Below are 23806 nucleotides of genomic sequence, written 5' to 3' on the forward strand. Positions count from 1 at the left end.
GATGACTCCGGCCGGGCGTCCCGTCACACTGCTCGCCGCACCCGCTGGTGCGGATCAGACCTGGATCCGGCGCTCCACCGCGGAGACGATCTCGTCGACCGCGTCGTCCACCGGCACGCCGTTCTTCTGCTCGCCGTTGCGGTAACGGAACGAGACCGCGCCGTTGGCGATGTCGTCGTCACCGGCCAGCAGCATGAACGGCACCTTGGCCTTCTGCGCGTTGCGGATCTTCTTCTGCATGCGGTCGTCGGCCGTGTCGACCTCGATCCGGATGCCCCGCTCGCGCAGCCGCTTGGCGAGGTCCTGCAGGTAGGGGGCGTGGGCGTCGGCGATCGGGATGCCGACCACCTGGACCGGGGCCAGCCAGGGCGGGAAGGCGCCCGCGTAGTGCTCGGTCAGCACGCCCAGGAAGCGCTCGATCGACCCGAACAGCGCCCGGTGGATCATGACGGGCGTCTGCCGGCTGCCGTCGGCCGCCTGATACTCCAGGCCGAAGCGCTTGGGCTGGTTCAGGTCGAGCTGGATGGTCGACAGCTGCCAGGTGCGGCCGATCGCGTCCCTGGCCTGCACGGAGATCTTCGGGCCGTAGAAGGCCGCGCCACCCGGGTCGTCCACCAGCTCCAGCCCGGACTCGCTGGCCACCTGGTACAGCGCCTGGGTGGCCTCCTCCCACTCGGCCGGGTCGCCGATGAACTTGTCGGAGTCGTCGCGGGTGGACAGCTCCAGGTAGAACTCGTCCAGGCCGAAGTCGCGCAGCACGCTCAGCACGAACCGCAGCAGCGACTTGATCTCGTCGGCCATCTGCTCGCGGGTGGTGTAGATGTGCGCGTCGTCCTGCGTCATGCCGCGCACCCGGGTCAGGCCGTGGACCACGCCCGACTTCTCGTAGCGGTAGACCGAGCCGAACTCGCACAGCCGCAGCGGCAGCTCACGGTAGGACCGCCCGCGCGCCCGGAAGATCAGGTTGTGCATCGGGCAGTTCATCGGCTTGACGCGGTACTCGATGCCCTCCAGCTCGAAGGCCGGGAACATGTCGTCGGCGTACCACGGCAGGTGGCCGGAGGTCTCGAACAGCGACGACTTGGTGATGTGCGGGGTGTTGACGAACTCGTAGCCGGCCTCGGCCTGCCGGCGGCGCATGTAGTCCTCCATCTCCTTGCGGATGATCCCGCCCTTGGGATGGAAGAGCGGCAGGCCGCTGCCCAGCTCCGGCGGGAAGCTGAACAGGTCGAGCTCCGCGCCGAGCTTGCGGTGGTCGCGCTTCTCGGCCTCCTCCAGCAGCTTGAGGTACTCGTCCTGCTTGTCGCGGGACTCCCAGGCGGTGCCGTAGATGCGCTGGAGCTGCGGGTTCTTCTCGCTGCCGCGCCAGTAGGCGCCGCCGGAGCGCATGAGCTTGAACGCGGGGATGGACCGGGTGGACGGCACGTGCGGGCCGCGGCACAGGTCCTTCCAGCGCAGGTCGCCGCTCTTGGCGTCGAGGTTGTCGTAGATGGTGAGCTGGCCCGCGCCGACCTCGACGGACTCCTCGTCGGCGGCGCCGCCCTTGAGCCCGATGAGCTCCAGCTTGTACGGCTCGCCGGCGAGCTCCTGCCGCGCCTCGTCGTCGCCGACGGGGCGGCGGGAGAACAGCTGCCCCTCCTTGACGATCTCCCGCATGCGCTTCTCGATGCGCTTGAGGTCGTCGGGCTGGAAGGCGTGCTCGACGTCGAAGTCGTAGTAGAAGCCGTTCTCGACCGGCGGGCCGATGCCCAGCTTGGCGTCGGGGAACAGCTCCTGGACCGCCTGCGCCATGACGTGGGCGGTGGAGTGGCGGACGATGGCCCGGCCCTCGTCGCTGGAGATGTCGATCGGCTCGACCACGTCGCCGTCGGCGAGCACCCAGGCGAGGTCGCGCTGGTCGCCGTTGACCCGGGCGGCGATGACGGTGCGGCCGTCGGCCTCGAGCGCGTCACCGGCCGTCGTGCCGGCCGCCACCACACGCTCGGCTCCGGCGCGGGTGATGTGCAACTCGGCTGACACGGTGGCTCCCTGATGCTAGGCGCCGGGTGGCCCGGATGGCGTCCGGCGGTGATGGACACCGATGCTATCGCGGGTGATACCCCAGCCTGGTCAGTGCTTGGCGGCTGCCGTCGAACACGTTGCGGTCCACGGGCCGGCTGGAGTACTGGTGGATCGTCCACGCAGCCCACGGCGACGGCACCTGCGGCGCTCCGCGCGGATGGCTGGGGCTGGCGATCCACAGCGGGTAGTCGCCGAGCCCGGCGCAGTGGCCGCCGTGCGCGAAGTTCGGGAACGTGTAGATGAACGGGCGTATGCCCGCGTGCCGCTCGACGTAGCGGCACCAGCGGCGGGCGTGCCGGGCGACCTGCTCGGGCCGCAGGCCGTCGCTGGTCTCCAGGTCGATCGCGATGAGGTCGCCGCGACGCAGCCCGCCGGCCTCGCGCAGGGTGGCGAGGAAGTGGCGGGCGTGCTCGGCCGGGTCGCCCTTGGGCCGGGCGAAGTGGTAGGCGCCGCAGACGACCCAGTTCTCGCGCATGCCCTGCCAGTTGCGGCTGAAGAACTTGTCGGTGAAGTCGCCGCCCTCGGTGGCCTTGGCGAAGGCGAAGGCGACGCCCTCACCGGCGTGGTGGGCCCAGTCGACCCGGCCCTGCCAGTTGGACACGTCGATGCCATTCAGCAAGCGCTTCACCTTGCGGAAGTCTAGGCGGGCGCCTCCCGGCGGGGCCCCCGACGCGCCGTCAGAGGAGCTGGCGGAGCAGGGCGAGGGTGCGGTCGCGCCTGGAGTACGGCGAGGCCACGAAGTCCGTCACGCCGGCCCGGCGCAGCTCCTCGATCTGGCCGCGCACGGAGTCCTCGTCGCCCACGATGGCCACCTCGCCCGGCCCGGACACGCCCTCCTTGTCGAGCATGGCCCGGTAGGACGGGAGCTGGCCGTACGTGGCGAAGACCTCGTCGGCGCGGGCCCGGGCGGCGTCCGCGTCGTCGGTGACGCAGACCGGCAGCATGCAGACGACGCGGGGCCGGGAGCGGCCGGCCTCCTCGGCGGCGGCGGTGATGGCGGGCACGACGTGCTCGGTCACGGTCTTGGGGCCGGTCATCCACAGCACGGTGCCGTCGGCGCGGGAGCCGGCCAGCTTGAGCATGCGCGGCGCGAGGGCGGCGATGAGGACCGGCAGGCCGGCTCCGGGGGTGCTCAGCCGGATGTCGGCCTTCAGCGTCTCGCCCTCGGCGCGGACGTGCTCGCCGCGGACGGCGGGCAGCAGGATGTCGAGGTACTCGGCCATGTGGCGGGCCGGGCGCTCGAAGCTGTAGCCGAACATGTTCTCGATGACGACCTGGTGGGACAGGCCGATGCCGAGCGCCAGCCGGCCGCCGAGCGCGGCGTTGGCGGTCATCGCCTGCTGGGCGAGCGCGGCCGGGTGGCGCGGGTAGGTCGGCACGACGGCGGTGCCGAGCTCGATGCCGGGGGTGCGGGCGCCCGCGACGGCCAGGGCGGTGAGCGCGTCGAGGCCGAAGATGTGCGAGAGCCACGCCGAGGCGAAGCCGTCGTCGCGCGCCGCGGCGATGCTGTCGCCCAGGTCCTTGAGCGGATCCGGTCCCGTGGTCTCGTTCAGCAACAATCCGATGCGCATGGCCACCGAGCTCCATTCTGTTCTGGTGATCGCGAGTCTAACCGCGGGGGCCGGGACGGTCCGCCACGCGACACGGGAGATCGCCGGGGGTGCGCGCGGGAGGCGTTTGTAAGGTGGGAACATGACCCACGATCGCGCCGGACAGCCCGCTCAGCCCGCCGACCTCGTCGACGTCGCCCGGCTGGTCACCGCCTACTACGCGCTGCACCCGGACCCCGGAGAGGTGGGGCAGCGGGTGGCGTTCGGCACGTCCGGTCATCGCGGGTCGGCGCTCAACACCGCCTTCAACGAGGACCACATCGTGGCCACGACCCAGGCGATCTGCGAGTACCGCGCGGCGCAGGGCACCGACGGGCCGCTGTACCTCGGCGCGGACACGCACGCGCTGTCCGAGCCGGCCCAGGTGTCGGCGCTGGAGGTGCTGGTGGCCAACGGGGTGGACGTGCTGGTGGACTCCCGCGACGGCTACACGCCGACCCCGGCCGTCTCGCACGCGATCCTCACCCACAACCGGGGCCGCTCGTCCGGCCTGGCCGACGGCATCGTGGTCACGCCGTCGCACAACCCGCCGGCCGACGGCGGCTTCAAGTACAACCCGCCGAACGGCGGACCGGCCGACACCGGCGCCACCTCGTGGATCCAGGACCGGGCCAACGAGCTGCTGGCCGGCGGCCTGGCCGGGGTGCGCCGCGTGCCGTACGCCAGGGCGCGGCGGGAGGCGGGCCGCCACGACTTCCTCGGCGCGTACGTGGACGACCTGCCGTCGGTGGTGGACCTCGACGCGATCCGGGCGGCCGGGGTGCGGATCGGCGCCGACCCGCTGGGCGGGGCGAGCGTGGCCTACTGGGGCGAGATCGCCGAGCGGCACCGGCTGGACCTGACCGTGGTCAACCCGCTGGTGGACCCGACGTGGCGGTTCATGACGCTCGACTGGGACGGCAAGATCCGCATGGACTGCTCGTCGCCGTACGCGATGGCGTCGCTGATCGACGCCCGCGACCGCTTCGACATCGCGACCGGCAACGACGCCGACTCCGACCGGCACGGCGTCGTGACGCCCGACGGCGGGCTGCTGAACCCCAACCACTACCTAGCGGTGGCGATCTCCTACCTGTACGCCCACCGCGACGGCTGGCCGCAGGGCGCCGGGGTGGGCAAGACGATGGTGAGCAGCTCGATCATCGACCGGGTGGCCGAGTCGCTGGGGCGGCGGCTGTACGAGGTGCCGGTCGGGTTCAAGTGGTTCGTGCCGGGGCTGCTGGACGGGTCGCTCGGGTTCGGCGGCGAGGAGAGCGCGGGGGCGTCGTTCCTGCGCCGCGACGGCTCGGTGTGGACGACCGACAAGGACGGCATCATCCTGGCGCTGCTGGCCTCGGAGATCGCGGCCGTCACGGGCGAGTCGCCGAGCGCCCGCTACCGCGAGCTGACCTCCCGGTACGGCGAGCCCGCCTACGCCCGGGTGGACGCGCCGGCCACGCGCGAGGAGAAGGCGGTGCTGGGCAGGCTGTCGGCCGACCAGGTGACGGCGACGGCCCTGGCCGGGGAGCCGATCACGTCGGTGCTGACGCGGGCTCCGGGCAACGACGCCGCGCTCGGCGGGGTGAAGGTGTCCACGGAGAGCGCCTGGTTCGCGGCGCGGCCGTCGGGCACCGAGGACGTCTACAAGATCTACGCGGAGTCGTTCAAGGGGCCGGAGCATCTGGCCGAGGTCCAGCAGGAGGCGCGGGCGCTGGTCTCGGAGACGCTCGCCGGGGCCTGAGGCTGACGGGATGCATGACAACCTTCGATAAACGTGGGCAAAATGGGGCGGCAGCGGCTGTTTGGCGTACAAGATGGCGACATTCTGCAATGATCTCGTCGTTGGACAGCCGGAGTATGTAGCCCCCCACGGACAGTGACTGATGCCCACATTCGAGGAAATAGCCGCCTTCGTCACGGAAAAGCCGTTCGCCACCGCTGTCATCGCGCTGCTGGTCCTGGCCGCCCTGGGCCTGGCGTTCCTGCTGGTCCGCGTGGCGTGGCGAGCCGGCGCGTTCCTGGTCGCCCGCTACGTCGCGCCGCGTCCCGTCGAGGACATCCTGACGGTCGTGGCCGCGTCCATCGCCACCGGCGTGTCGGCGCAGGGCATGTGGCGCTTCTCCGGTGACGTGCTCGGCCTCGACGGGCCGCTGCGGCTGCTGCTGTTCGCGTTCATCGAGGTGGCCATCATCACCTCGGCCGTGCGCGCCCGCCGCAACATGCGCGAGAACTTCTCCGCCGGCATCGACGGCATCGCCGTGTGGGCGCTGACGTGCCTGACGGCCGTGCTGTCCAGCATGGACGCCCGCAGCCTGCCCGAGGCGCTCTTCCGGCTCGCCGCGCCGCTGGTCGCCGCCTGGCTGTGGGAGCGCGGCATGGCCATCGAGCGGCACCGCATCCGCGGCACGGGCCGCATCAACTGGCGGCTCACCCCCGAGCGGCTGCTGGTCCGCATGGGGCTGGCCGAGGTGAGCGACCGCACCGCGAGCGAGGTGGACGCGCACCGGCGGCTGACCCGCGTCGCGCTGGCCGCCAAGAAGGCCAAGGCGCTGCGCGAGGGCGGGGCGTCCGAGCGCAAGCTGCGCGCCGCGCTCGCCCGGCTCGACAAGGCCATGGACCAGGCCGTCGAGCACACCGGCCTGGCCGTCGACCCGGCCCGCCAGGAGGCGCTGCTCGCCCAGATCGCCGCGCTCTACAACACCACCGCGCTCATCGACGCCGACCCGCGCGTGCCGTGGGAGCCGAACGCCGACCACCACCCCGTCCCCGCCCGTCCGGCCCTGCCGCCCGCGCTGGCCGAGCTGGTCGAGGACGAGGACGAGGACGTCACCGTGCTCGACACCACCCCGCAGGTCGTCGACACCGCCCAGCGCGCCGCGCTCATGCGGGCCGCCCGCGACTACTGGGACCGGCAGATCGCCAAGGGCATCGTGCCGCGCACCATCGACATCGCGCAGCAGATCGGCATCTCGCTGGCCACCGCGCGCCAGTATCGTGCCCTGTGGAAGCTGGAGCCGGAGGCGCACGCCCTCATCGAGGCTCTGTACCAGCAGCACGGCATCGTCGACACAGGAGCCTTCCCGGCCCTCGGCGCCGACGGGCGGGTGCTGGCCAAGTCCTGAGGGCGCGGGAGGCCGGTTGAGAGAGCGCACGCTGGAGCGGGTCAGGAAGCTCCTGGCCAAGGCCGAACGCACCGACAACGAGCACGAGCGCGCCACGTTCATGGCGGCGGCCTCGGTGCTCATGGCCAAGTACGGCATCGACGCCCTCGACCCCGGCGAGCCGCGCCAGGCGCCCGGCGACCGGATCGTCACCCTGCCCGCCCCGTGGGCGCGGGAGAAGGCGCGCCTCGTCGGGCTGGTGGCCCAGGCCGTGCGCTGCCGGCCGCTGCTCATCGGGCGCGGTGACGGCGGGCACCAGGTTCACATCTTCGGCTTCGCCGCCGATCTGGAGCGGGCCGACCTGCTGGCCACGTCGCTGCTGCTGCAGATGGCCTCCGGCCTGGGGCGTACCCGTCCACCGGCCGAGGCCGCCGCGGCCCGCGCCTACCGCCGCTCGTGGATGCTGGGCTTCGCCGACGAGGTGTACCGGCTGCTGCGCGAGGCCGAGGAGCGGGCGGAGGCCGACCATCTCGACGGGAACCCGGCGGGCGCCGGCACGGCCCTGGTGCTGGCCGACCGGCGGGCGGAGGTGGAGCGGGCGGTCGCGGCGCGGTACCCGCGGATCCGGGTGACGGTGCCGCGGATGAGCGGCACCGGCTACCACGACGGGGCCGCCGCCGGCCGCCGCGCCGACCTGGGCCGCACCCGCGTGCCCGGCGCCCCCTCCGCCGAGCTGACCCGCTGACGGCCGCGCCGCGGCGGCAGCGGGACGGGCGCTCTAGGGTGAGGCGCATGGACGACGGCTGGACGAAGCTCGCGGGCCGCTCCCCCGCGTCGCTGGCGACCCGGGCGGAGCTGGTGGCCCGCTGGAGCGAGCCGCACCGCCGCTACCACACGCTCGACCACCTGGCCGCCGTGCTGGCCGCCGCCGACCGGCTCGCGGGCGCGGCGGACGATCCCGGCGCCGTGCGCCTGGCCCTGTGGTTCCACGACGCCGTGTACGACGGCCGGCCCGGCCGGGACGAGGAGCGCAGCGCCCAGCTCGCCCAGGCCCGGCTGCCCCGGTGCGGGGTGCCGCCCGCGCGCGTCGCCGAGGTGGCCCGGCTGGTACGGCTGACGGCCGCCCACGACCGGGTGGCGCCGGGCGACGCGAACGGGGAGGTGCTGTGCGACGCCGACCTGGCCGTGCTGGGCTCCCCGAGCCGGGAGGCGTACGACGACTACGCGGCGCGCGTCCGGCAGGAGTACGCGCACGTGGCCGACGAGCCGTTCAGGGCGGGCCGGGCCGCCGTGCTGGGGCGGCTGCTGGCGGCTCCGCGGCTGTACCGGACTCCCCTGGCGTACGAGCTGTGGGAGGAGCGGGCGCGCGCGAACCTGCGCGCCGAGCTGCGCTCCCTCACGGCGGGCACCCGGCCGTAGCGCCGGCCGGGGGGTACTTCACGCCGGCGGGGGCGCACCCATACGGGCGGGGGGCTTCATCCGGGCGGGCGGCGAGCGCCTCAGCTCACCGGGGCGCCCGGTGTGTGGCGCTTGCGGCGGCGCAGGCCGGCGGCGATGAGGCGGCGCAGCAGCTCCCGCGAGCTGACCGCCTGGGCGCCCAGCTCGACGGCCCGCCGGTGGACCGTCTCCGGCACGTCGTAGTGGTCGCGGTCGAAGGCGCGCCCCGGCACCCCGAGCAGCGCGGCGAAGGCGTGCAGCTCCTCCAGGGAGTGGTCGCTGACGAGGTGCGACCACATGAGGCCGCGCGGGCCGGGCCAGTTCGGGGGGTCGATGAGCACGGTCACGTGGTCAAGGGTAGGACCCTGCCGCGTACCGTGAGCTCGCCGAGGTCGGCCACGACCACGTCGGCGCCGTGCTCGCGCAGCTCCACGCCGTACGCCGCCGCGCGTTCCGGGTCCGTGTGCCCGGCGGCCCCCTGCGCGTCGGGGCGGCCGACCGCGACGACCAGGCCGAATCCGGCCTTGCGGGCCGCCTCCACGCCCGGCAGCGCCGCCTCGGCCACGGCGGTGCGCGCCGGGGGCACGGCCAGCCGGCGGGCGGCCTCCAGGAACAGGGCCGGGTCGGGCGGGCCGGGCAGGTTCATCAGGGCAGCGTCGTGGCCGTCGACGAGCACGTCGAACAGGTGGGTGACGGCCGCCGAGGTGATCAGCTTGCGGCCGTGCAGGCCGGCCGAGACGGCCGCGGTGCGCGCGCCCCGGTGGCGCAGTTCGTGCAGCAGCGCCACCGTGGAGGGGAAGGCGGCGACGCCGTACTTGTCCACCTGGGCGACGAACAGCCGGTCCTTGGCCCGGCCGAGCCCGTGGATGGTCGGCTCGCCGGGCTCGTCGTCGGGCGAGCCCTCCTCCACCTCCAGGCCGCGCGAGGCGAGGAACGTGCGGATGCCGTCGAGCCGCGGCCGGCCGTCGACGTGGCGCAGGTAGTCGTCCCTGATGTCGAACGGGGCCGAGCGGCCGCGCAGGAAGGCGTCGAAGACGTGTTTCCAGGCGGCCGCGTGGCTCTGTGCGGTGTCGGTGACCACGCCGTCCGTGTCGAACACGACGGCGCTCACCGCGGTCAGGTCGATGGCGGGCTCGTTCACACTTGTGAACGTAACCCGATTACCAGGCGACGGGTAGCTTCTCCACGCCGTGGACGATGGACAGCGCCCTGAACGGCACCTCGCCCGCCACGTGCAGGCCGGGGAAGCGGCGCAGCAGCGCGGGGAAGGCGATGCGCATCTCCATCTGGGCGAGCGGCGCGCCGATGCAGCGGTGGATGCCGTGGCCGAAGGCCAGGTGGGAGCCGGCCGTGTCGCGGTACGGCTTGACCTCGTCCATGTCGTCGCCGAGGTTCGGGTCGCGGTTGGCGGCGGTCAGGGAGCAGAGGACCATCTCCCCCTTCTTGACCGTGTGGCCGGACAGCTCCAGGTCCTCGCGGGCGAAGCGCGGGAAGGCGACCTGCACGACCGTCATGTAGCGCAGCAGCTCCTCGACCACCTCGTTGACGTGGCCGTCCACCTCGCGCACCTTGGCGGCCTGCTCGGGGTTCTCCAGCAGCCAGAGGGTGCCGAGCGACAGCATGCTGGTGCTGGTGTCGTGGCCGCCGGTGAGCAGGCCGTCGGCCATGCTGGCGAGCGTGCGGTCGTCGAGCTCGTCGCCGTGCTCGCGCAGCAGCCGGCCGAGCAGTCCGTCGCCGGGATCGAGCCGCTCGCGCGCGACCAGGTCGGTGAGGTACGTCATCGCGTCGTTGACGGCCTGCAGGGACGCCTCGGGGCCGGCGGTGAGGTCGAAGCGGTTGGTGCTGATCCGCAGGAAGTCGGCGCGCTCCTCGTACGGCACGCCGAGCAGCTCGCACACCACCAGCGACGGGATGGGCAGCGCGAACGACTCCACCAGGTCGGCCGGGGAGCCCGCGGCCTCCATCTTGTCGAGGTACTCCTCGACCATGGCCTCGATGCGCGGCTCCAGCCGGCGCAGGCGGCGCATCGTGAACTCCGGCGTGAGATAGCGGCGCAGCCGCGTGTGCTCGGGCGGGTCGCGGAAGCCGAGGCCGCCCGGGTCCTCCTGGTTGGAGCCGAGCCCGATCACGTTGCCGAAGTCGTTGCTGAACCGCTCGTGGTCCCCCAGCACGGACCGCACGTCGTGATAGCGGGTGACCAGGTACACGGTCTGGCCGCCCGGGATCTCCATGGGGAAGACCGGATGCTCGGTACGGATGCGGGCAAGCTCCGCTACCGGATCGAAACCCTCCCTCATGAACTGGACGAGGGGGAACTCTGAATCTGACATCGAATCCGTCCTGTACGGGGCGTTCGCATCTGGAGGGGGTGGGCCGCACCCCGTCCCCTTGGTCCGGGTCGAGGCGGCCTGCTCCATTCTGCGCCACCGGCTCCGGCGATGCGATGACGGTCTTGAGCGGCCGCCCCGATGTCCCGTCGAGGGGTGCCGCCAGGATCGGTCCGATGCCGGGTGGGGTCAGAGCTTGCCGAGGGCCCGGACGAGGACGGTGGCGGTGTCGGCGACGACCTTGTCGTTCACCGCCGCGTCGGCGGCCTCGCGGTTGGTGTAGACGGCCAGGATGATCGGGGCGGCGGACTTCTCGGGCCAGACGATCGCGATGTCGTTGCCGGCGCCGTACCGGGAGTTCGTGCCCGTCTTGTCGCCGATCTTCCAGGTCTTCGGCAGGCCCGCCCGGATGCGGGCGTCACCGGTCCTGTTGGCGGTCAGCCAGCCGATGAGCCGCTGCCGGTCCCTGACGTGGAGCGCGTTCCCGGCCGTGACCGCCCGCAGGTCACGGGCGACGGAGGCGGGCGTCGTGGTGTCACGCCGCTCCTTCGGGCTCCAGTCGTTGAGCTCGGTCTCCCAGCGGTCGAGCCGGGAGATCGGGTCCTTCAGCGTGCGGAAGTAGCGGGTCAGCCCGGCGGGGCCGCCGATCTGCTTGAGCACCATGTTGCCGGCGGTGTTGTCGCTCAGGGTGATGGCCGCCTCGCACAACCGGGCGACGGTCAGGCCGTCCTTGACGTGCTTCTCGGTGGTCGGCGAGTTGGGCTTGAGGTCGGCGGCGGTCCACGTGACGACCTTGTCCATCAGGCCGGGCTCGGAGGTGCGCGCCTTGTGCAGCGCGGCCGCGCAGCCCATCGCCTTGAAGGTGGACAGCAGCGGGAACCGCTCACCCGACCGGTAGGCGACGGTCCTGCCGGTGGCGGTGTCGATGGCGTAGGCGCCGATGCGCCCCTGGAAGGACTTCTCCAGGGCCCGCAGCTCCTTGCTGACGCCGGTCCCCGTGGTCACCGGCTTCGTGGTCACCGGCTGCGCCCCGGCCGTGGTGGAGGCCGCGGCCGCCGGGGCGGCGGCGGCCGGGACGGTGAGAAGGGAGAGCGTCAGGGTGGTGGTGCCGAGCGCGTGCAGGTGTCGCATGTGGGGTCCTCACGGCGGTGCGTCATGGGTCGGTCAGACGCAGGAGCAAATCAGAGGCGATCACCTGATGTCCAATATCGATATCGGGCTGAAGATCATACCGATACTGGTATGTCCGCATGTCAGAAGGGCCGGGGAGCCGCCCCGTGGACCAGGGGCGGCTCCGCTCGGCGGTGTCTATGCCCAGGGCTGGCCGACGAGCCAGCTCACGTCGGCGGCCCACGACGTGGCGCTGTCGAAGGCGTTCGAGCCGCCGTTGGCGGCGATGTAGACGGTGTTGTTGTAGTGGCGCAGGAACCGGTCCGGGAAGTTGGCGGAGGCGAACGAGGTGCCCTGGCCGCTCTTGCCGGACTGCGGGCAGAAGGTGGCGTCGGCGGCGAACAGCGAGCTGTCGTCGTTGTGCTGCCGGTACAGCTGGTAGTTCTGGTGCCGCAGGTAGTCGCCGGGGTAGTTCTTCGACTCGAACGACACGCAGGAGCTGTTGGCCAGGCCGCTGCGCACGATCCACGTGGCGTCGTTCCTGTCCAGAGCCGGGCTGGACGAGGTGATCACCGACGTGACGGCCTGGTCGTTCTGGTGGCGGATGGAGCGGTCGGCGCAGCAGGACGTCGTCGCGCGCAGCGAGATCGAGGAGCCGGGCGTCAGCGTTCCGTTCTGGCCGCCGGCGGACGTCGCGTATCCGGCGGCCACGATGCTCGCCTGCACGGAGTTCTCCGTGGCGTCCGACGGATAGCCGGACGTCATCACGCCCTCGTAGAAGGTGCCGGCGGAGCCGTGGCTGTTGTCGCCGCCGATGCCGAGGATGATGGCCCCTTCCTTCTTCATCGGGTTGTAGCCCGCGACGTTGGGGCGCTTCCCGTTGTAGAAGGTGGACAGGCTGCCCGACTGCGCGTTGCCCGCCCGGATCGCCCAGTGGTTCGGCTCGCCCTTGATGATGGCGGTCAGGAACCGGTGGTTCACGCTCGGGTCGTTCGCGTTGTAACCCGCGTTCACCCCGGAGAACAGGCCGTTCTCGAGGTCGGCCATGACCCAGGGGCCGTTGCCCGTGCCGTAGCCCCAGACCTTGATGTTGCCGAAGTAGATGGCCTCCATGGTGCCGTTGCCGTTGTCACGGCTGTTGGTCTCGGCGTTGCCGTAGTCGAAGCAGCAGCCGCCGTTGTAGTGGGTGCCGTCGAAGACCGCGTACATCCCCTCCGGCTGGTCCCCCTTCGCGACGCCGTTGGTGTTGTTGTTGCGGTAGCCGGTGCCGGGAGCCACGTAGACGCCGTAGGCCTTGTGGCCGTTGATCACGATCGGCGCGGCGGTCGCGTTCGCCAGGTTGTCGTACCCGCCCGGAGCCGGGCCCTGGAACCCGCCGGGGGGCGCCTGGGTGAGGTGGTTCCCGCGGCCGGACTGGTCGTAGATGACGGTGATGAGGCAGGTCGTGCCGGCGCAGAAGGAGTCCTGCGCGGCGGCGTCGGCGTATCCGCCCGCGCTCAGGACGCCGATGTTCCGGGTGGCGTTGTCCGAGGCACGGCGCACCTGGTACAGCGAACCGTTGTAGGAGGCGTACAGGGCCCGGGTCGTGCTGTGCGCCGCCACGCACGGCGTGCCGCCCGAGGCGTAGAGGTCACACGGCGGCGACGTCGCGGCCTGTGACGACGTGGGGAGGCCGGTCAGCAGGCCGGCGGCGAGCGCGACGACCGCGCCCGCGGACAGCAGTGCCTTGGCGAGACGCCGGAATCCGGACCTGACAATCATCATGGAATCTGCCTTTCAGGGGGGACCCGCCGCGAAGGCCGGGGATTTCAGGCATGGGTCGTCGATCGAAATGATCGAACCCGCCGCCGCATCTCTGCGCGCGCGGCGACATGCCCTCTGACCTGCGGTTTCGCGGCCGGACGGAAAGGGGATTTGCATTGTTAGCGCTAACATTCGTAGGTGCTATATGACCTCCAGGGGAAATTCTCATGGGGTTGACGGGCTCACTATGAACCGAAGCCAATGGTGCGTCAAGGTTTCGGGCGCATGACGGAACACGGGTGCCGCACGGCCCCGCCACGGACGGCTGCGCGACGGGGCCCGGATCCCCTTCGAGGACGGTCCGGGTGATCGGGGGACGGTCCCGGACGGGGGCCTCCGGAGTCGTTGCGATGATCGTGGCAGTGACGGTTGTCGTCCCGCTCAGCGGCCGAGCCGCCACAGCGCCGCCCGCCCCTCCCGCAGGGGGTCCCGGACGAGCGCGCCGAGCGCGTAGACCGTGCCGTCGCGCGCCGCCAGGTCGTACACCCGCGCCTGGCCGCCGTCCCGCACGGGAAGGGACTCCCGCGTCCACCGCCCGCCCGCCAGATGCCACAGGACGCTGCGCGGACCGTCGTCCCAGTCCGTGACGGCCCACAGGCCACCGCTTCCGTCGGGCACCGCGTCGCTGAAACCCGGCTCTCCCGTCGGTCCCCACAAGCACGTCCACACGCCGGAGACGTTGCGCATCGCCACGGGCCGGGCCGGGAAGACGTCCTCCAGGTCCTCGCGGTCATGCTCCAGCCACCGGAAGCTGCCGAGCACCCAGAACTCGGCGGAACCGGTCCGCACCGCCACCCGCGGGAAGCGCTCGCCGTCGTCCCCGTGCTGCGGCTCGGCGTCCGGTGGCAGCCTCAGCTCCGGCAGCGGCACGTCCTGCCAGGCGCTCCCGGTCCACCGGGCGACGCGCGACTTGTCGCTGTCCGTGTCGTCGGGGGGCAGCTCCCCCACCACCCAGGGCTCGTCGTCGGTGCCGCCCAGCGAGCGGGCGGGCGCGGGCAGCGGGGCCGGCTGCCATCGGGTGCCGTTCCACCGCATCGACCGATCCCCGGCCACCACCCACGGCCCGCGGGCCGAGGTCCGCACGTCGTCCGGGGCCGGGCGCAGGTCGAGCGGCGCCGTCCGCCACGCCGCGCCGTTCCAGGCCCACAGCGTCCTGGGGCCGCGGGCGCCGTCCTCCTTGCCCGGCGCACGGGTCACGATCCAGGCCGCGTCGCGGGAGACGGCCGACAGCGCCTGGTCCGCGCCACGGGCACCCGGAACCTGCGGCAGCCGGGTCCACGCCCGGCCGTCCCAGCGGCGGGCCGCCACGTGGTCGCCCATGGCGCCGGGCGAGCCGTGGAGTGCCCAGAGGGCGCCGTCGGAGGTGACGCTGCCGTCGGCGAGGTGGCCGGCCGAGTCGTCGAGCGAGATCAGCCGCCACCCGGAGCCGCGAACCTCGACCGGCCGCAGCTGGTCGGCCGCCCGGGGCGTCCCGGGGCAGGAGCCGGGCGTCACGGCGGCGGGCTCGGCGACCTTGCCGGCCGGCGCGGACGTGCCCGCCGGCGCCGGCGAGCTCGCACGGGGTTCTCCGGCCGGGCGCGAGCCGGCGCAGGCGCTCGCCCCCAGCGCCAGTACGGCCAGCGCGGCAGTCGTTCGCCTCACGTGCGATCCTCACCCGGGGAGACGTAGCGAGAGATCACATTATGCACGCGGCGTCCCGTGCTGTCGCCGCCCGCTCGCCGCGCCGTCCTCCCCGGCCGCCCCGGATCTCCGCCCGAGGAGCGAGACTGGCCTGACCGGCGCGGGAGCCGCCAGGCGCCCGCTCGTGACCGCCAGGAGGAGAGAGTTGAGCGTCGTCCTTCCCGAAGACCCGTTCCACCGCAGGCTGCACCACGTGGCGCCCGCCGGCCTGACCTCGGAGACCGCGCAGACCGGCGGCATGCGCAGGCGCGCCGCCATCAGCGGCGCCACCGTCGGGTCGAGGCGGTTGTGGATGGGCCAGACCCACGTGGCGCCCGCGACCGCGTCCCTCAACCATCACCACGGCGATTCGGAGACCGCGATCTACGTGGTCAGCGGCACCCCGTCGTTCGTGTTCCTCGACCTGGACGCCGAGGAGCCGCACGAGGTGCGGATCGACGCGAAGCCGGGCGACTACATCTTCGTGCCGCCGTTCGTCCCCACCGTGAGGAGAACCCGGACCCCGACCTGGAGGCGGTCGTGGTGATCGCCCGGAGCTCGCAGGAGGCGATCGTGGTCAACCTGCCGGACCTCAGGTGGAGCGGCCCGGTCCGGCCGGCGGAGTGACGAGCGGCCGCGGCCGGGTGGTCTCAGCCCGCTCCGGAGGCCTCCGCACCGGCGGGCACCCGTAGCGCGGCGAAGACCACCCGGCGGCGGAGCCGGAACCCGATCGACTCGTACAGACGGATCGCGTTGACGTTGCCGGCCACCGCGTGCAGGAACGGGATCTCCCCTCGGTCCCGGATCCCGGCCGCCACGGCCAGCACCAGCCGGCTCGCCAGCCCCTGGCCGCGGAAGGCGGCGTCGGTGCACACCGCGCTGATCTCCGTCCAGCCCTGGGGGTGCAGCCGCTCCCCCGCCATCGCCACGAGTGCGGGGGAGCCGTCCGCGTGGCCTGCGGCCGTGTCGCGGCGGATGCCGAGGTAGGTGCCCATCTCGACGGTGCGGTCGAGCAGGGGGCCCGGCTGCGTGCGCTGGACCAGGTCCAGCATCTCGGGCACGTCCTTCGTCCCCAGCCGGACGGTCTCGCCGTCGTACGCCGCCGCGACGTCGTCGCCGACCATCTGGACTCCTTCCAGCGACATCACGACCTCCCACCCGTCCGGCGGCGCGATCGCCGGACCGGTGAGCGTGACGACGGCGCCCGGGCCGGCGAGCGCGGCCAGGTCGGCCCAGTCGGCGGGGCCCGGCTCGTCCGGCAGCGCGGCGAACGGGGCGACGTCGGCCGGGTATCGCAGCGCGGCACCGCGTCGTCCGGCGAGGTGCGCGTGGGGGCCGGCCAGGGACCACCGGACGGGGTTGTCCAGCGGGTGACGCTCGGGGCGTCCCCGCGGACCCTGCCGGTCATCGGCTTCCTCCCGGATCGGACTCTTCACCCCTGCACCACTCCCCTTCTGGACTTCCTGGACGACGTGGATCACGGACCTCATTGACGATATACCCCTCTTTTCCTACTATGTTTATAGGTTATTACCCCGTCAGGAGCCCCGATGACCAAGCAGATCCATCTCGCCGCGCACTTCCCCGGCGTGAACAACACGACTGTCTGGTCCGACCCCCGTTCGGGCAGTCAACTCGACTTCGACTCGTTCCGCCACCTGGCCCAGACGGCCGAACGGGGCAAGTTCGACTTCTTCTTCCTGGCGGAAGGACTGCGGCTGCGCGAGGCGAAGGGACGCATCCACGACCTGGACGTCGTGGGCCGCCCCGAATCGCTCACCGTCCTTTCCGCCCTGGCCTCCGTCACCACCCACCTGGGCCTCGCCGCGACGGTCAACTCGACCTTCAACGAGCCGTACGAGGTGGCCAGAAGGCTCGCCACGCTCGACCACCTGAGCGGTGGCCGGGCCGCGTGGAACGTGGTGACCAGCTTCGACGCCTTCACCGGCGAGAACTTCCGCAGGGGCGGCTTCCTCCACGAGTCCGACCGGTACACCCGGGCGGAGGAGTTCCTGCGGACCGCGAGGGAGCTGTGGGACTCCTGGGCTCCGGACGCGGTGGTCGCGGACCCGGAGTCGGGGCGGTTCCTCCGGCCGGGCGGCGTCACCCCCTTCCGGCACCGGGACCGGCACTTCGACATCTCCGGCCTGTTCAACGTGCCGCGGGGCCCGCAGGGCCACCCGGTGATCATCCAGGCCGGGGACTCCGAGGACGGCCGCGAGTTCGCCGCGTCCTCGGCGGATGTGATCTTCAGCCGGCACAGCAGGCTGGAGGAGGGCCGCGCCTTCTACCGTGACGTCAAACGCAGGCTCGCCGCGTACGGCCGGCGGCACGACGACCTGAAGATCCTTCCCGCTGTCACGTACGTGCTCGGCGACACCGATGCCGAAGCCGCGGAACGGGCCGCCGAGATCCGCCGCGCGCAGGTCAGCCCGCAGACCGCGCTCTACTTCCTGGAAGGCGTGTGGGGCCGCGACCTGACGGGGTACGACCCGGACGGCCCCCTGCCCGACCTCGAACCGAACCTGGACGAGGGCGTGTCCAAGGGCGACGCGCAGTTCCGCCGCGACCGCGGCGCCGTGGCGGCCAAGTGGCGCGCCATCGCCGAGGAGAAGAACCTGTCGATCCGGGAGCTGGTCATCGAGGTCGGCGTGCCGCAGACCTTCATCGGCACACCGCGGTCGGTCGCCGACGAGATCGACCACTTCGTGCAGACCGACGCCGCCGACGGCTTCATCTTCGTGCCGCACCTCACCCCGGGCGGGCTGGACGACCTGGTCGACAAGGTCGTCCCGCTGTTGCAGGAGAAGGGCGTCTTCCGCGCCGACTACACGGGGCCCACCCTGCGCGACCACCTGGGCCTCGCCCCCCGCCCTCTCGCCCCCCGTACCGAGGAGATCTCATGACCCTGCATCTCGCCGTCGCGCTCGACGGGGCGGGCTGGCACCCGGCCGCGTGGCGGGCCGAGGGCGCGCAGCCGTACCGGCTGTTCACCGCCGGCTACTGGGCCGACCTCGTCGCGGAGGCCGAGCGCGGCCTGCTCGACTTCGTCACCTTCGAGGACGCGCTCGGCCTCCAGTCGACCCGGCTCAACGAGCCCGACGAGCGCCTGGACCAGGTGCGCGGACGCCTCGACGCGGTGCTGATCGCGTCCAACGTCGCGCCGCTGACCTCGCGGATCGGCCTCGTGCCGACCACCAGCACGACCCATACGGAGCCGTTCCACGTCGCGACCGGCATCGCCTCGCTCGACCACGTCACCCGCGGCAGGGGCGGGTGGCGGCCCCAGGTCTCGGCCCGCCCCGACCACGCCCTCCATTTCGGCCGCCGCGTCCTCCCGCCGCTCGACCTCTCCGGCCACCCCGATCCGGCTTTCACCAGGCACGTGGAGCGCCTGTTCGCCGAGGCGGCCGACGCGGTCGAGGTGGTCCGCCGGCTGTGGGACAGCTGGGAGGACGACGCGGAGATCCGCGACGTCGCGACCGGCCGGTTCATCGACCGCGACAAGCTGCACTACGTCGACTTCAGCGGCGAGTGGTTCAGCGTGAAGGGGCCCTCGATCACGCCGCGGTCGCCCCAGGGGCAGCCGCTGGTCACCGCCCTGGCCCACGACACGCTGCCGTACGAGTTCGCGGCCCGGACCTCCGACGTCGTGTACGTCACGCCGCGCGAGCGGGACGACGCCACGGCCGTCGTCGAGCGGGTCCGGGCGGCGGAGTCCGCCGTCGGCCGCGCCGGACCGCCCTTGAAGATCTTCGCGGACCTGGTGACCTTCCTCGACTCCGGCGGCGCGGCCGACCGCAAGGCACGGCTGGACGACCTCGACGGAGACGAGCTCGTCTCGGACGCGCACGTCTTCACCGGCACGCCGGAAGAGCTCGCCGATCTGCTGCTGAGCTGGCGGGAGGCCGGGCTGGACGGATTCCGCCTCCGGCCGGGCGAGCTGCCCCGCGACCTGACGTCGATCACCAGGGGCCTGGTGCCCGAGCTCCAGGCCCGGGGCGCGTTCCGGACGGCGTACGACACGGCGGACCTGCGCGGGCGACTCGGCCTGCCCCGCCCGGCGAGCCGCTACGCCAAGGCCGTCCTGTGACAGACCGGCCTGCCCTTTCCGGCACCGCCCTTCGCCCGCTTCAGTCCAGCCAGCCGAGGCGGGCCGCCCGCACTCCGGCCTGGAAGCGGCTGGTCGCGCCCAGGATCGTGGTCAGCTCGCCGACGGTGCGGGTCACCGTACGAACGGAAACGCCCAGGCCGCGGGCGATGGCGGTGTCCTTGGCGCCGGAGGCGAGCAGCCGCAGGACGGCCCGCTGCGCCTCGGTGAGGGTCACGCCGTCCGCGGTGCGGGGCACGTCCTCGGGTTCGGAGGCGGTCATCCAGCAGTAGTCGTAGAGCGCCGAGAGCGAGCGGACCACGCCGTCGCCCTGGATCAGCACCGCGCCGGCGTCGAGGTCCTCGGGATCCGCTTGGACGATCGCGGTGTGCCGGTCGTAGATGAGCATGCGCGTGGGGATCAGCGGGGCGGCCCGCACTTCGACGCCCTCCTCCGCGAGGGCGTTGACGTACTCGCGCATCATCGGGTCGGCGAAAGTGATCTGCGCGTGCAGGCTGCGCACCCGGAGGCCGTTGCCGATGGAGACGCGGTTGCGGGCCAGCCCCTTCTCCAGCACCTCCGAGGTCCACGGCGCCGCGGGGTGCATGCTCGCGATCTCGTGCCTGGTCAGCTCGGTCAGCTCGTCGATGCGCTGGTACAGCCGCTCTTGGTGGTGGGTGCGGGCGAAGAACTCGATGTGCGTGTCGTCGGTCCGGCGACCGGGCAGGCCCAGATAACGCTGGGCCAGCAGGGCGGCCCTGACATGCTGCTCGACCAGGCGATCGAGAGCCCGGTGGCTGTCCCGCAGGCTACGGGCGAGCGCCGCGGCGGCGTCGACGGCGGTGCCGGTCTCGGCGTCGATCAGGTGGAGGCGGATCAGGTGCTCGCACGCCTGGGCGAGCTCGGCCGGACCGAGTTCCAGGGCGGCGCCGGCCTCGGACCATGACTCGCCGCGCTCGTGCATCTGCCGGTAGAGGGCCTGCGCGAGATGATCGTCATCCTGATACGGCAAGCTGCCCCCCATCCTCTCGTGCGCCTCCCCGAAACGATGACAGATCTCCCTATAACGCCGCAAAGCTGGCTTCCTGTTCGCGCCATGGCGTGTTCGCGACGCCCGCCCGGACTCCCCGCGCCGGGTCCGGTGCCCCACGATCGGAGGCAGGGGCGGACGTAGCCCCGAAGCGTCCTCAGAGGAAGAGAACACCATGATCACTGTGGCGTACAGCCTGGTCGCCTACCAGCTCACCGGCTTGTCCTCGGAAACGTGCGACCACTGCCTGGCGACCATCAGAACCGAACTCATCCAGGTGCCCGGCGTGGTGGGAGTGGAGGTGACACCGGCCACCTCGCGCGTCAGCATCCTGACGGACGGGCCGGTCGACGAGCGGTCGGTCCGGGCCGCCATAGAGGCGGCGGGATGCGTGGTCGTCGAGTAGGGCGCCGGCGCGAAGGCCAGGCCATGGCCCGGTACGGCCGGGCGGGCTGTCGGCCAGGGCGTGGGTGAGCGCTGGTCGCAGGGTCCAATCAGGGTCCAGACATGAAGAAGGCCAGACCCGCGACATGCGGTCTGGCCTTCGACCTGGTGAATTCCGGTGGGCGATACTGGGATCGAACCAGTGACCTCTTCGGTGTGAACGAAGCGCTCTCCCGCTGAGCTAATCGCCCGCCCTGGCGGCCCCTTGCGGCGCCGACGGGAAAACCATACCGCACTCCAGGACCACCTGGCGAAGCGGCGGCGCGCCGGGAGGCGGACTGGGACGGAGATTCGAGGGAAAGGGGGTGGTTGCCCATCGGCGAAGCGGGTCGGTGGCATACCATCGACGTGTTCCGGTAGGAGCCGATCGTGATCTTTTCTCCGGAAACGTTCATGAAGGATTACGCCAGAGCCGACCGGAGGGCGCGCAAAGCCCTCGCAAATACCAGCCAACAGATGCCGTTTGGCCAGATAGATGCCCGAATGTCCAGCTGTGAGGTGCGTTACAGAAGGCCCTGGAAGCGGAATCTTTCCTACAGGTTTCTTCGTTCCGCGTCATAGCTCAGGACGAAGTCCGTCAGAGCAGCGAAAGCCCCGAAGAGGGGACCTACGACGAAAAGGTTTGGCTGACGATGAACAGCACCACCGTCTCCGCCGAGCTTGGCCTTCGGCTTGTGGTCCCCGACCGAACGACCGTCCCCCTGCTCGCCGGACTCAGCTACACCGCCGACGACCCGTACGCCATCCGCATGGCCTTCCACGTGGGGAACGACGAACCGGTCGAGTGGATCTTCGCCAGGGAGCTGCTGACCGTCGGCATCGTGCGCCGCGTCGGCGACGGCGACGTGCAGGTGTGGCCGGCGCGCTCCGACGGCGAGCGCACCCTGCACATCAGCCTGACCTCCCCGTTCGGCCAGGCACTGTTCGAGGTGCCGCTGACGCCCCTCACCGAGTTCCTGCACCGCACGTACGAGAAGGTGCCGGCCGGTCGCGAGACCGACTTCATGGACCTCGACGCCGAGCTGACCAACATGCTCTGGCCCTCCTGAACCCCCAGGATTCCTACCGGCCGGGTAGCGCCTGAAGCGTCCTCCTCATACGGGCGATCTCGATGCTCTGGCCCGCGTACACGTCTCGCGCCATGCGCCGCATGCCCACGTCCCGCCCGCCGGAGAGCTGCTCTCCCGCCATCCTCAGCGCGCCCTCGTGGTGCCTGATCATCAGGCGCAGGAACAGCCGGTCGAAGGCGGCGTCGCGGGCGGCGCGCAGCGCGTTCATCTCCTCCAGCGTCGCCATCCCGTAGCCCACCTGGCCGTGCTCGTGCCCGGCGGGGACGGAGCGGCCGAGGCCGGCGAGCCAGCGGGTCATCACGCTGATCTCGGGCTGCTGGGCCGCGGCGATCTGCGCGGCGAAGCCCCGCACGGTCACGTTCCCCGTGCGCTCCGCCACCAGGGCGGTCATCTCCAGGGCCTGGCGATGGTGCGGGATCATGCCCTCGGCGAAGCGGACGTCCGCCGCGCCCGGCTCCCGGTCGGCCTGGCCGACACGCTCCCCCGGCGTCGCCGTACGGGCCGGAGCCCCCGGCTCGTCCGGGACGATCACCGGGGCGCCCGTGCCCACGGCCGAGGGTCCCTCCGGTCGCTCGGCGCACGCGGCTACCGCCAATACCGCCATAATTGCGACAAGGTGCGGTACGAACCGGGATCGTACTGACATAGCTTCCATACTGGGACACAAGACGAGGGGTGCGTGCGTGTTCTCTGCCAGGGCTCGGGGGGCGGTGTTGTGCGCGGTCGCCCTGTTCGTGTCCGCGTGCAGTTCGGGATCGGACCCCGGCGGGTCCGCGCCGCGCTCGGGGGGCACCTCACAGGGGCCGGGTGACGACGCCGTGATGACCAGCCCCAACGTCAAGCTCGTGGCCAACGTCCCGCGTTCGGCGCCGCTGAACAACGAGATGGACTGGAACACCGACCTGGCCTTCCAGGGAAACTACGCGTTCGTCGGCAACTTCGGCGGGTTCTCCGTCTACGACATCAGCGATCCGGCCAAGCCGAGGACGGTCAGCCAGGTGGCCTGCCCGGCCCAGCAGAACGACGTCTCCGTCTACGGCGACCTGCTGATCCTGTCGGTGGACGAGCCCCGCAGCGACGCGGGCTGCGGCTCCGACGAGGACACGCGCGCCTGGGAGGGTCTGCGCATCTTCGACATCAGCGACAAGACCCGCCCCACGTACGTCTCGTCCGTGGCGACCGAGTGCGGGTCGCACACGCACACCATGGTGCCGCAGGGCGAGACGCTCTACGTGTACGTCTCCTCCCCGGGCGGTGAGGCGGACTCGGCGACCTGCACGCCGGAGCACCAGGTCATCCAGGTCGTGGAGATCCCGGTCAAGGACCCCCGCTCCGCGAGGGTCGTCGCCAAGCCGAACATCTTCCCGGAGCGCCAGAAGGGCAGCGGCGGCTGCCACGACATCACCGCCTTCCCCGAGAAGAAGCTCGCCGCCGCCGCCTGCTTCGGCGACGGCGTGCTGCTCGACATCTCCGACCCCGTCAACCCGACGGTGCTCCAGCAGGTACGCGACGAGGCGAACTTTCAGATCTGGCACTCGGCCACGTTCAACAACGACGCCACCAAGGTCGTCTTCAGCGACGAGCTCGGCGGCGGCAACGCCCCCACCTGCGACAGGAACACCCCGCAGACCAAGGGCGCGAACGCGATCTACGACATCGTCGACGGCCGGATGGAGCGCCGCGGCTACTTCAAGATCCCCCGCGAGCAGGAGAAGGACGAGAACTGCGTCGCCCACAACGGCTCGCTGGTGCCGGTGCCGGGCAAGGACGTCATGGTGCAGGCGTGGTACCAGGGCGGCGTGTCGATCTGGGACTTCACCGACTCCTCCGCCCCCAGGGAGATCGGCTTCTTCGAGCGCGGACCGTTCCCGGACGGCGGCGACGATCCCGTGGCGGGCTCGTGGTCGGCGTACTACTACAACGGCTACATCTACTCCAGCGACATCCGCGAGGGGCTGGACGTCATCTCCGTCGACGACCCGCTGACGGACCCCGCCAAGAAGGTCACGATGGACGACTTCAACGTGCAGACGCAGAAGACGTACTGACGCCGTCCGCGGCGCGGACGGCCCGTGCCCGATAATC

At 71.9% G+C, this 23806-nt stretch carries 22 protein-coding genes and 1 tRNA gene; 10 read left to right on the forward strand and 13 right to left on the reverse strand.

Annotated elements, in window-relative coordinates; all coding sequences use genetic code 11:
• Positions 1–54: 54 nt before the first annotated feature.
• From thrS to ACIBG4_RS16995, 3 genes are all read right to left on the reverse strand, one after another.
• The gene (thrS, locus tag ACIBG4_RS16985) at positions 55–2019 is read right to left on the reverse strand and encodes a threonine--tRNA ligase (RefSeq protein ID WP_397202557.1); all 1965 of its coding nucleotides are present in this window, start codon (positions 2017–2019) and stop codon (positions 55–57) included.
• Between the two features lie 64 nt (positions 2020–2083).
• Positions 2084–2689 carry a glycoside hydrolase family 25 protein gene (locus ACIBG4_RS16990; protein ID WP_397202558.1) on the reverse strand — a complete coding sequence of 202 codons (606 nt, stop codon included), beginning with the start codon at positions 2687–2689 and terminating at the stop codon, positions 2084–2086.
• A 49-nt stretch (positions 2690–2738) separates the two neighbouring features.
• On the reverse strand, positions 2739–3632 hold the full coding sequence (locus tag ACIBG4_RS16995; protein ID WP_310712368.1) for a TIGR03564 family F420-dependent LLM class oxidoreductase: 894 nt from the start codon (positions 3630–3632) through the stop codon (positions 2739–2741).
• A gap of 121 nt (positions 3633–3753) precedes the next feature.
• On the opposite strand from ACIBG4_RS16995, the gene pgm reads away from it, so the two are divergent.
• The 4 genes from pgm to ACIBG4_RS17015 all read left to right on the forward strand — a co-directional run bounded on the left by pgm (position 3754) and on the right by ACIBG4_RS17015 (position 8170).
• Positions 3754–5391 carry a phosphoglucomutase (alpha-D-glucose-1,6-bisphosphate-dependent) gene (gene pgm / locus ACIBG4_RS17000; protein ID WP_397202559.1) on the forward strand — a complete coding sequence of 546 codons (1638 nt, stop codon included), beginning with the start codon at positions 3754–3756 and terminating at the stop codon, positions 5389–5391.
• 142 nt (positions 5392–5533) lie between these two features.
• Positions 5534–6772, forward strand: a complete 1239-nt coding sequence (locus ACIBG4_RS17005) for a hypothetical protein (RefSeq protein WP_310712370.1) — start codon at positions 5534–5536, stop codon at positions 6770–6772.
• 16 nt (positions 6773–6788) lie between these two features.
• Complete coding sequence (locus ACIBG4_RS17010; protein ID WP_397202560.1) at positions 6789–7496, forward strand: DUF2786 domain-containing protein; 708 nt, start codon at positions 6789–6791, stop codon at positions 7494–7496.
• Positions 7497–7543: 47 nt separating this feature from the next.
• The gene (locus ACIBG4_RS17015) at positions 7544–8170 is read left to right on the forward strand and encodes a metal-dependent phosphohydrolase (protein WP_397202561.1); all 627 of its coding nucleotides are present in this window, start codon (positions 7544–7546) and stop codon (positions 8168–8170) included.
• An 80-nt stretch (positions 8171–8250) separates the two neighbouring features.
• Here ACIBG4_RS17015 and ACIBG4_RS17020 read toward each other — a convergent pair whose 3' ends face one another.
• The 6 genes from ACIBG4_RS17020 to ACIBG4_RS17045 all read right to left on the reverse strand — a co-directional run bounded on the left by ACIBG4_RS17020 (position 8251) and on the right by ACIBG4_RS17045 (position 15069).
• Positions 8251–8535 (reverse strand): DUF4031 domain-containing protein, encoded by a 285-nt coding sequence (locus tag ACIBG4_RS17020; RefSeq protein WP_355438186.1) that lies wholly within the window; start codon positions 8533–8535, stop codon positions 8251–8253.
• On the reverse strand, positions 8532–9329 hold the full coding sequence (locus ACIBG4_RS17025) for an HAD family hydrolase (RefSeq protein ID WP_397202562.1): 798 nt from the start codon (positions 9327–9329) through the stop codon (positions 8532–8534). Before ACIBG4_RS17025 ends, ACIBG4_RS17020 begins: the two co-directional genes overlap by 4 nt.
• 19 nt (positions 9330–9348) lie before the next feature.
• Entirely contained in the window at positions 9349–10518 is a 1170-nt protein-coding gene (locus ACIBG4_RS17030; protein ID WP_397202563.1) for a cytochrome P450, read from the reverse strand.
• Positions 10519–10704: 186 nt separating this feature from the next.
• Entirely contained in the window at positions 10705–11646 is a 942-nt protein-coding gene (bla, locus tag ACIBG4_RS17035; protein WP_310712376.1) for a class A beta-lactamase, read from the reverse strand.
• Positions 11647–11823: 177 nt separating this feature from the next.
• Positions 11824–13389 carry an alpha-L-arabinofuranosidase B gene (locus ACIBG4_RS17040; RefSeq protein ID WP_310712377.1) on the reverse strand — a complete coding sequence of 522 codons (1566 nt, stop codon included), beginning with the start codon at positions 13387–13389 and terminating at the stop codon, positions 11824–11826.
• 420 nt (positions 13390–13809) lie between these two features.
• Positions 13810–15069 carry a hypothetical protein gene (locus ACIBG4_RS17045; RefSeq protein WP_397202564.1) on the reverse strand — a complete coding sequence of 420 codons (1260 nt, stop codon included), beginning with the start codon at positions 15067–15069 and terminating at the stop codon, positions 13810–13812.
• Positions 15070–15253: 184 nt separating this feature from the next.
• On the opposite strand from ACIBG4_RS17045, the gene ACIBG4_RS17050 reads away from it, so the two are divergent.
• A complete protein-coding gene (locus tag ACIBG4_RS17050; protein WP_397202565.1) occupies positions 15254–15634 on the forward strand; it encodes a cupin in 381 nt (126 codons plus the stop codon).
• A gap of 103 nt (positions 15635–15737) precedes the next feature.
• Here the strand turns inward: ACIBG4_RS17050 and ACIBG4_RS17055 are convergent, their stop codons facing one another.
• On the reverse strand, positions 15738–16523 hold the full coding sequence (locus ACIBG4_RS17055; RefSeq protein ID WP_397202566.1) for a GNAT family N-acetyltransferase: 786 nt from the start codon (positions 16521–16523) through the stop codon (positions 15738–15740).
• A gap of 114 nt (positions 16524–16637) precedes the next feature.
• Here ACIBG4_RS17055 and ACIBG4_RS17060 point away from each other — a divergent pair, with 114 nt between their 5' ends.
• Both ACIBG4_RS17060 and ACIBG4_RS17065 read left to right on the forward strand, forming a co-directional pair.
• On the forward strand, positions 16638–17993 hold the full coding sequence (locus ACIBG4_RS17060; RefSeq protein ID WP_397202567.1) for an NtaA/DmoA family FMN-dependent monooxygenase: 1356 nt from the start codon (positions 16638–16640) through the stop codon (positions 17991–17993).
• Positions 17990–19180 (forward strand): LLM class flavin-dependent oxidoreductase, encoded by a 1191-nt coding sequence (locus ACIBG4_RS17065; protein WP_397202568.1) that lies wholly within the window; start codon positions 17990–17992, stop codon positions 19178–19180. Before ACIBG4_RS17060 ends, ACIBG4_RS17065 begins: the two co-directional genes overlap by 4 nt.
• Positions 19181–19220: 40 nt before the next feature.
• Here ACIBG4_RS17065 and ACIBG4_RS17070 read toward each other — a convergent pair whose 3' ends face one another.
• Positions 19221–20189, reverse strand: coding sequence for a LuxR C-terminal-related transcriptional regulator (locus tag ACIBG4_RS17070; RefSeq protein ID WP_397202569.1), 969 nt, complete (start codon positions 20187–20189; stop codon positions 19221–19223).
• A gap of 193 nt (positions 20190–20382) precedes the next feature.
• On the opposite strand from ACIBG4_RS17070, the gene ACIBG4_RS17075 reads away from it, so the two are divergent.
• The gene (locus ACIBG4_RS17075) at positions 20383–20613 is read left to right on the forward strand and encodes a heavy metal-associated domain-containing protein (RefSeq protein ID WP_310712384.1); all 231 of its coding nucleotides are present in this window, start codon (positions 20383–20385) and stop codon (positions 20611–20613) included.
• A 157-nt stretch (positions 20614–20770) separates the two neighbouring features.
• Here ACIBG4_RS17075 and ACIBG4_RS17080 read toward each other — a convergent pair.
• Positions 20771–20842 (reverse strand) — tRNA-Val (locus ACIBG4_RS17080).
• 441 nt (positions 20843–21283) lie between these two features.
• Here ACIBG4_RS17080 and ACIBG4_RS17085 point away from each other — a divergent pair.
• Positions 21284–21700: an SsgA family sporulation/cell division regulator gene (locus ACIBG4_RS17085; RefSeq protein WP_175594684.1), complete on the forward strand. Its 417-nt coding sequence runs from the start codon at positions 21284–21286 to the stop codon at positions 21698–21700.
• A gap of 13 nt (positions 21701–21713) precedes the next feature.
• On the opposite strand, the gene ACIBG4_RS17090 is transcribed toward ACIBG4_RS17085, so the two are convergent.
• Entirely contained in the window at positions 21714–22271 is a 558-nt protein-coding gene (locus ACIBG4_RS17090) for a DUF305 domain-containing protein (protein WP_310712385.1), read from the reverse strand.
• 271 nt (positions 22272–22542) lie between these two features.
• Between ACIBG4_RS17090 and ACIBG4_RS17095 the strand changes: the two genes are divergently transcribed.
• Entirely contained in the window at positions 22543–23769 is a 1227-nt protein-coding gene (locus tag ACIBG4_RS17095) for an LVIVD repeat-containing protein (RefSeq protein ID WP_397202570.1), read from the forward strand.
• The last annotated feature ends 37 nt before the right edge of the window (positions 23770–23806 follow it).

Source organism: Nonomuraea sp. NPDC050383 (assembly GCF_044459125.1).
In the GTDB taxonomy this organism is placed as follows: Bacteria; Actinomycetota; Actinomycetes; order Streptosporangiales; family Streptosporangiaceae; genus Nonomuraea.

Excerpts from the sequence above, each read along its gene's own strand:
- ACIBG4_RS17005 (WP_310712370.1), top strand. The coding sequence starts at position 5,534 with ATGCCCACATTCGAGGAAATAGCCGCCTTCGTCACGGAAAAGCCGTTC.
- ACIBG4_RS17075 (WP_310712384.1), top strand. The coding sequence starts at position 20,383 with ATGATCACTGTGGCGTACAGCCTGGTCGCCTACCAGCTCACCGGCTTG.
- ACIBG4_RS17040 (WP_310712377.1), bottom strand. The coding sequence starts at position 13,389 with ATGATGATTGTCAGGTCCGGATTCCGGCGTCTCGCCAAGGCACTGCTG.
- bla (WP_310712376.1), bottom strand. The coding sequence starts at position 11,646 with ATGCGACACCTGCACGCGCTCGGCACCACCACCCTGACGCTCTCCCTT.
- ACIBG4_RS17095 (WP_397202570.1), top strand. The coding sequence starts at position 22,543 with ATGACCAGCCCCAACGTCAAGCTCGTGGCCAACGTCCCGCGTTCGGCG.
- ACIBG4_RS17065 (WP_397202568.1), top strand. The coding sequence starts at position 17,990 with ATGACCCTGCATCTCGCCGTCGCGCTCGACGGGGCGGGCTGGCACCCG.
- ACIBG4_RS17060 (WP_397202567.1), top strand. The coding sequence starts at position 16,638 with ATGACCAAGCAGATCCATCTCGCCGCGCACTTCCCCGGCGTGAACAAC.
- ACIBG4_RS17030 (WP_397202563.1), bottom strand. The coding sequence starts at position 10,518 with ATGTCAGATTCAGAGTTCCCCCTCGTCCAGTTCATGAGGGAGGGTTTC.
- ACIBG4_RS17085 (WP_175594684.1), top strand. The coding sequence starts at position 21,284 with ATGAACAGCACCACCGTCTCCGCCGAGCTTGGCCTTCGGCTTGTGGTC.
- ACIBG4_RS17015 (WP_397202561.1), top strand. The coding sequence starts at position 7,544 with ATGGACGACGGCTGGACGAAGCTCGCGGGCCGCTCCCCCGCGTCGCTG.
- ACIBG4_RS16995 (WP_310712368.1), bottom strand. The coding sequence starts at position 3,632 with ATGCGCATCGGATTGTTGCTGAACGAGACCACGGGACCGGATCCGCTC.
- pgm (WP_397202559.1), top strand. The coding sequence starts at position 3,754 with ATGACCCACGATCGCGCCGGACAGCCCGCTCAGCCCGCCGACCTCGTC.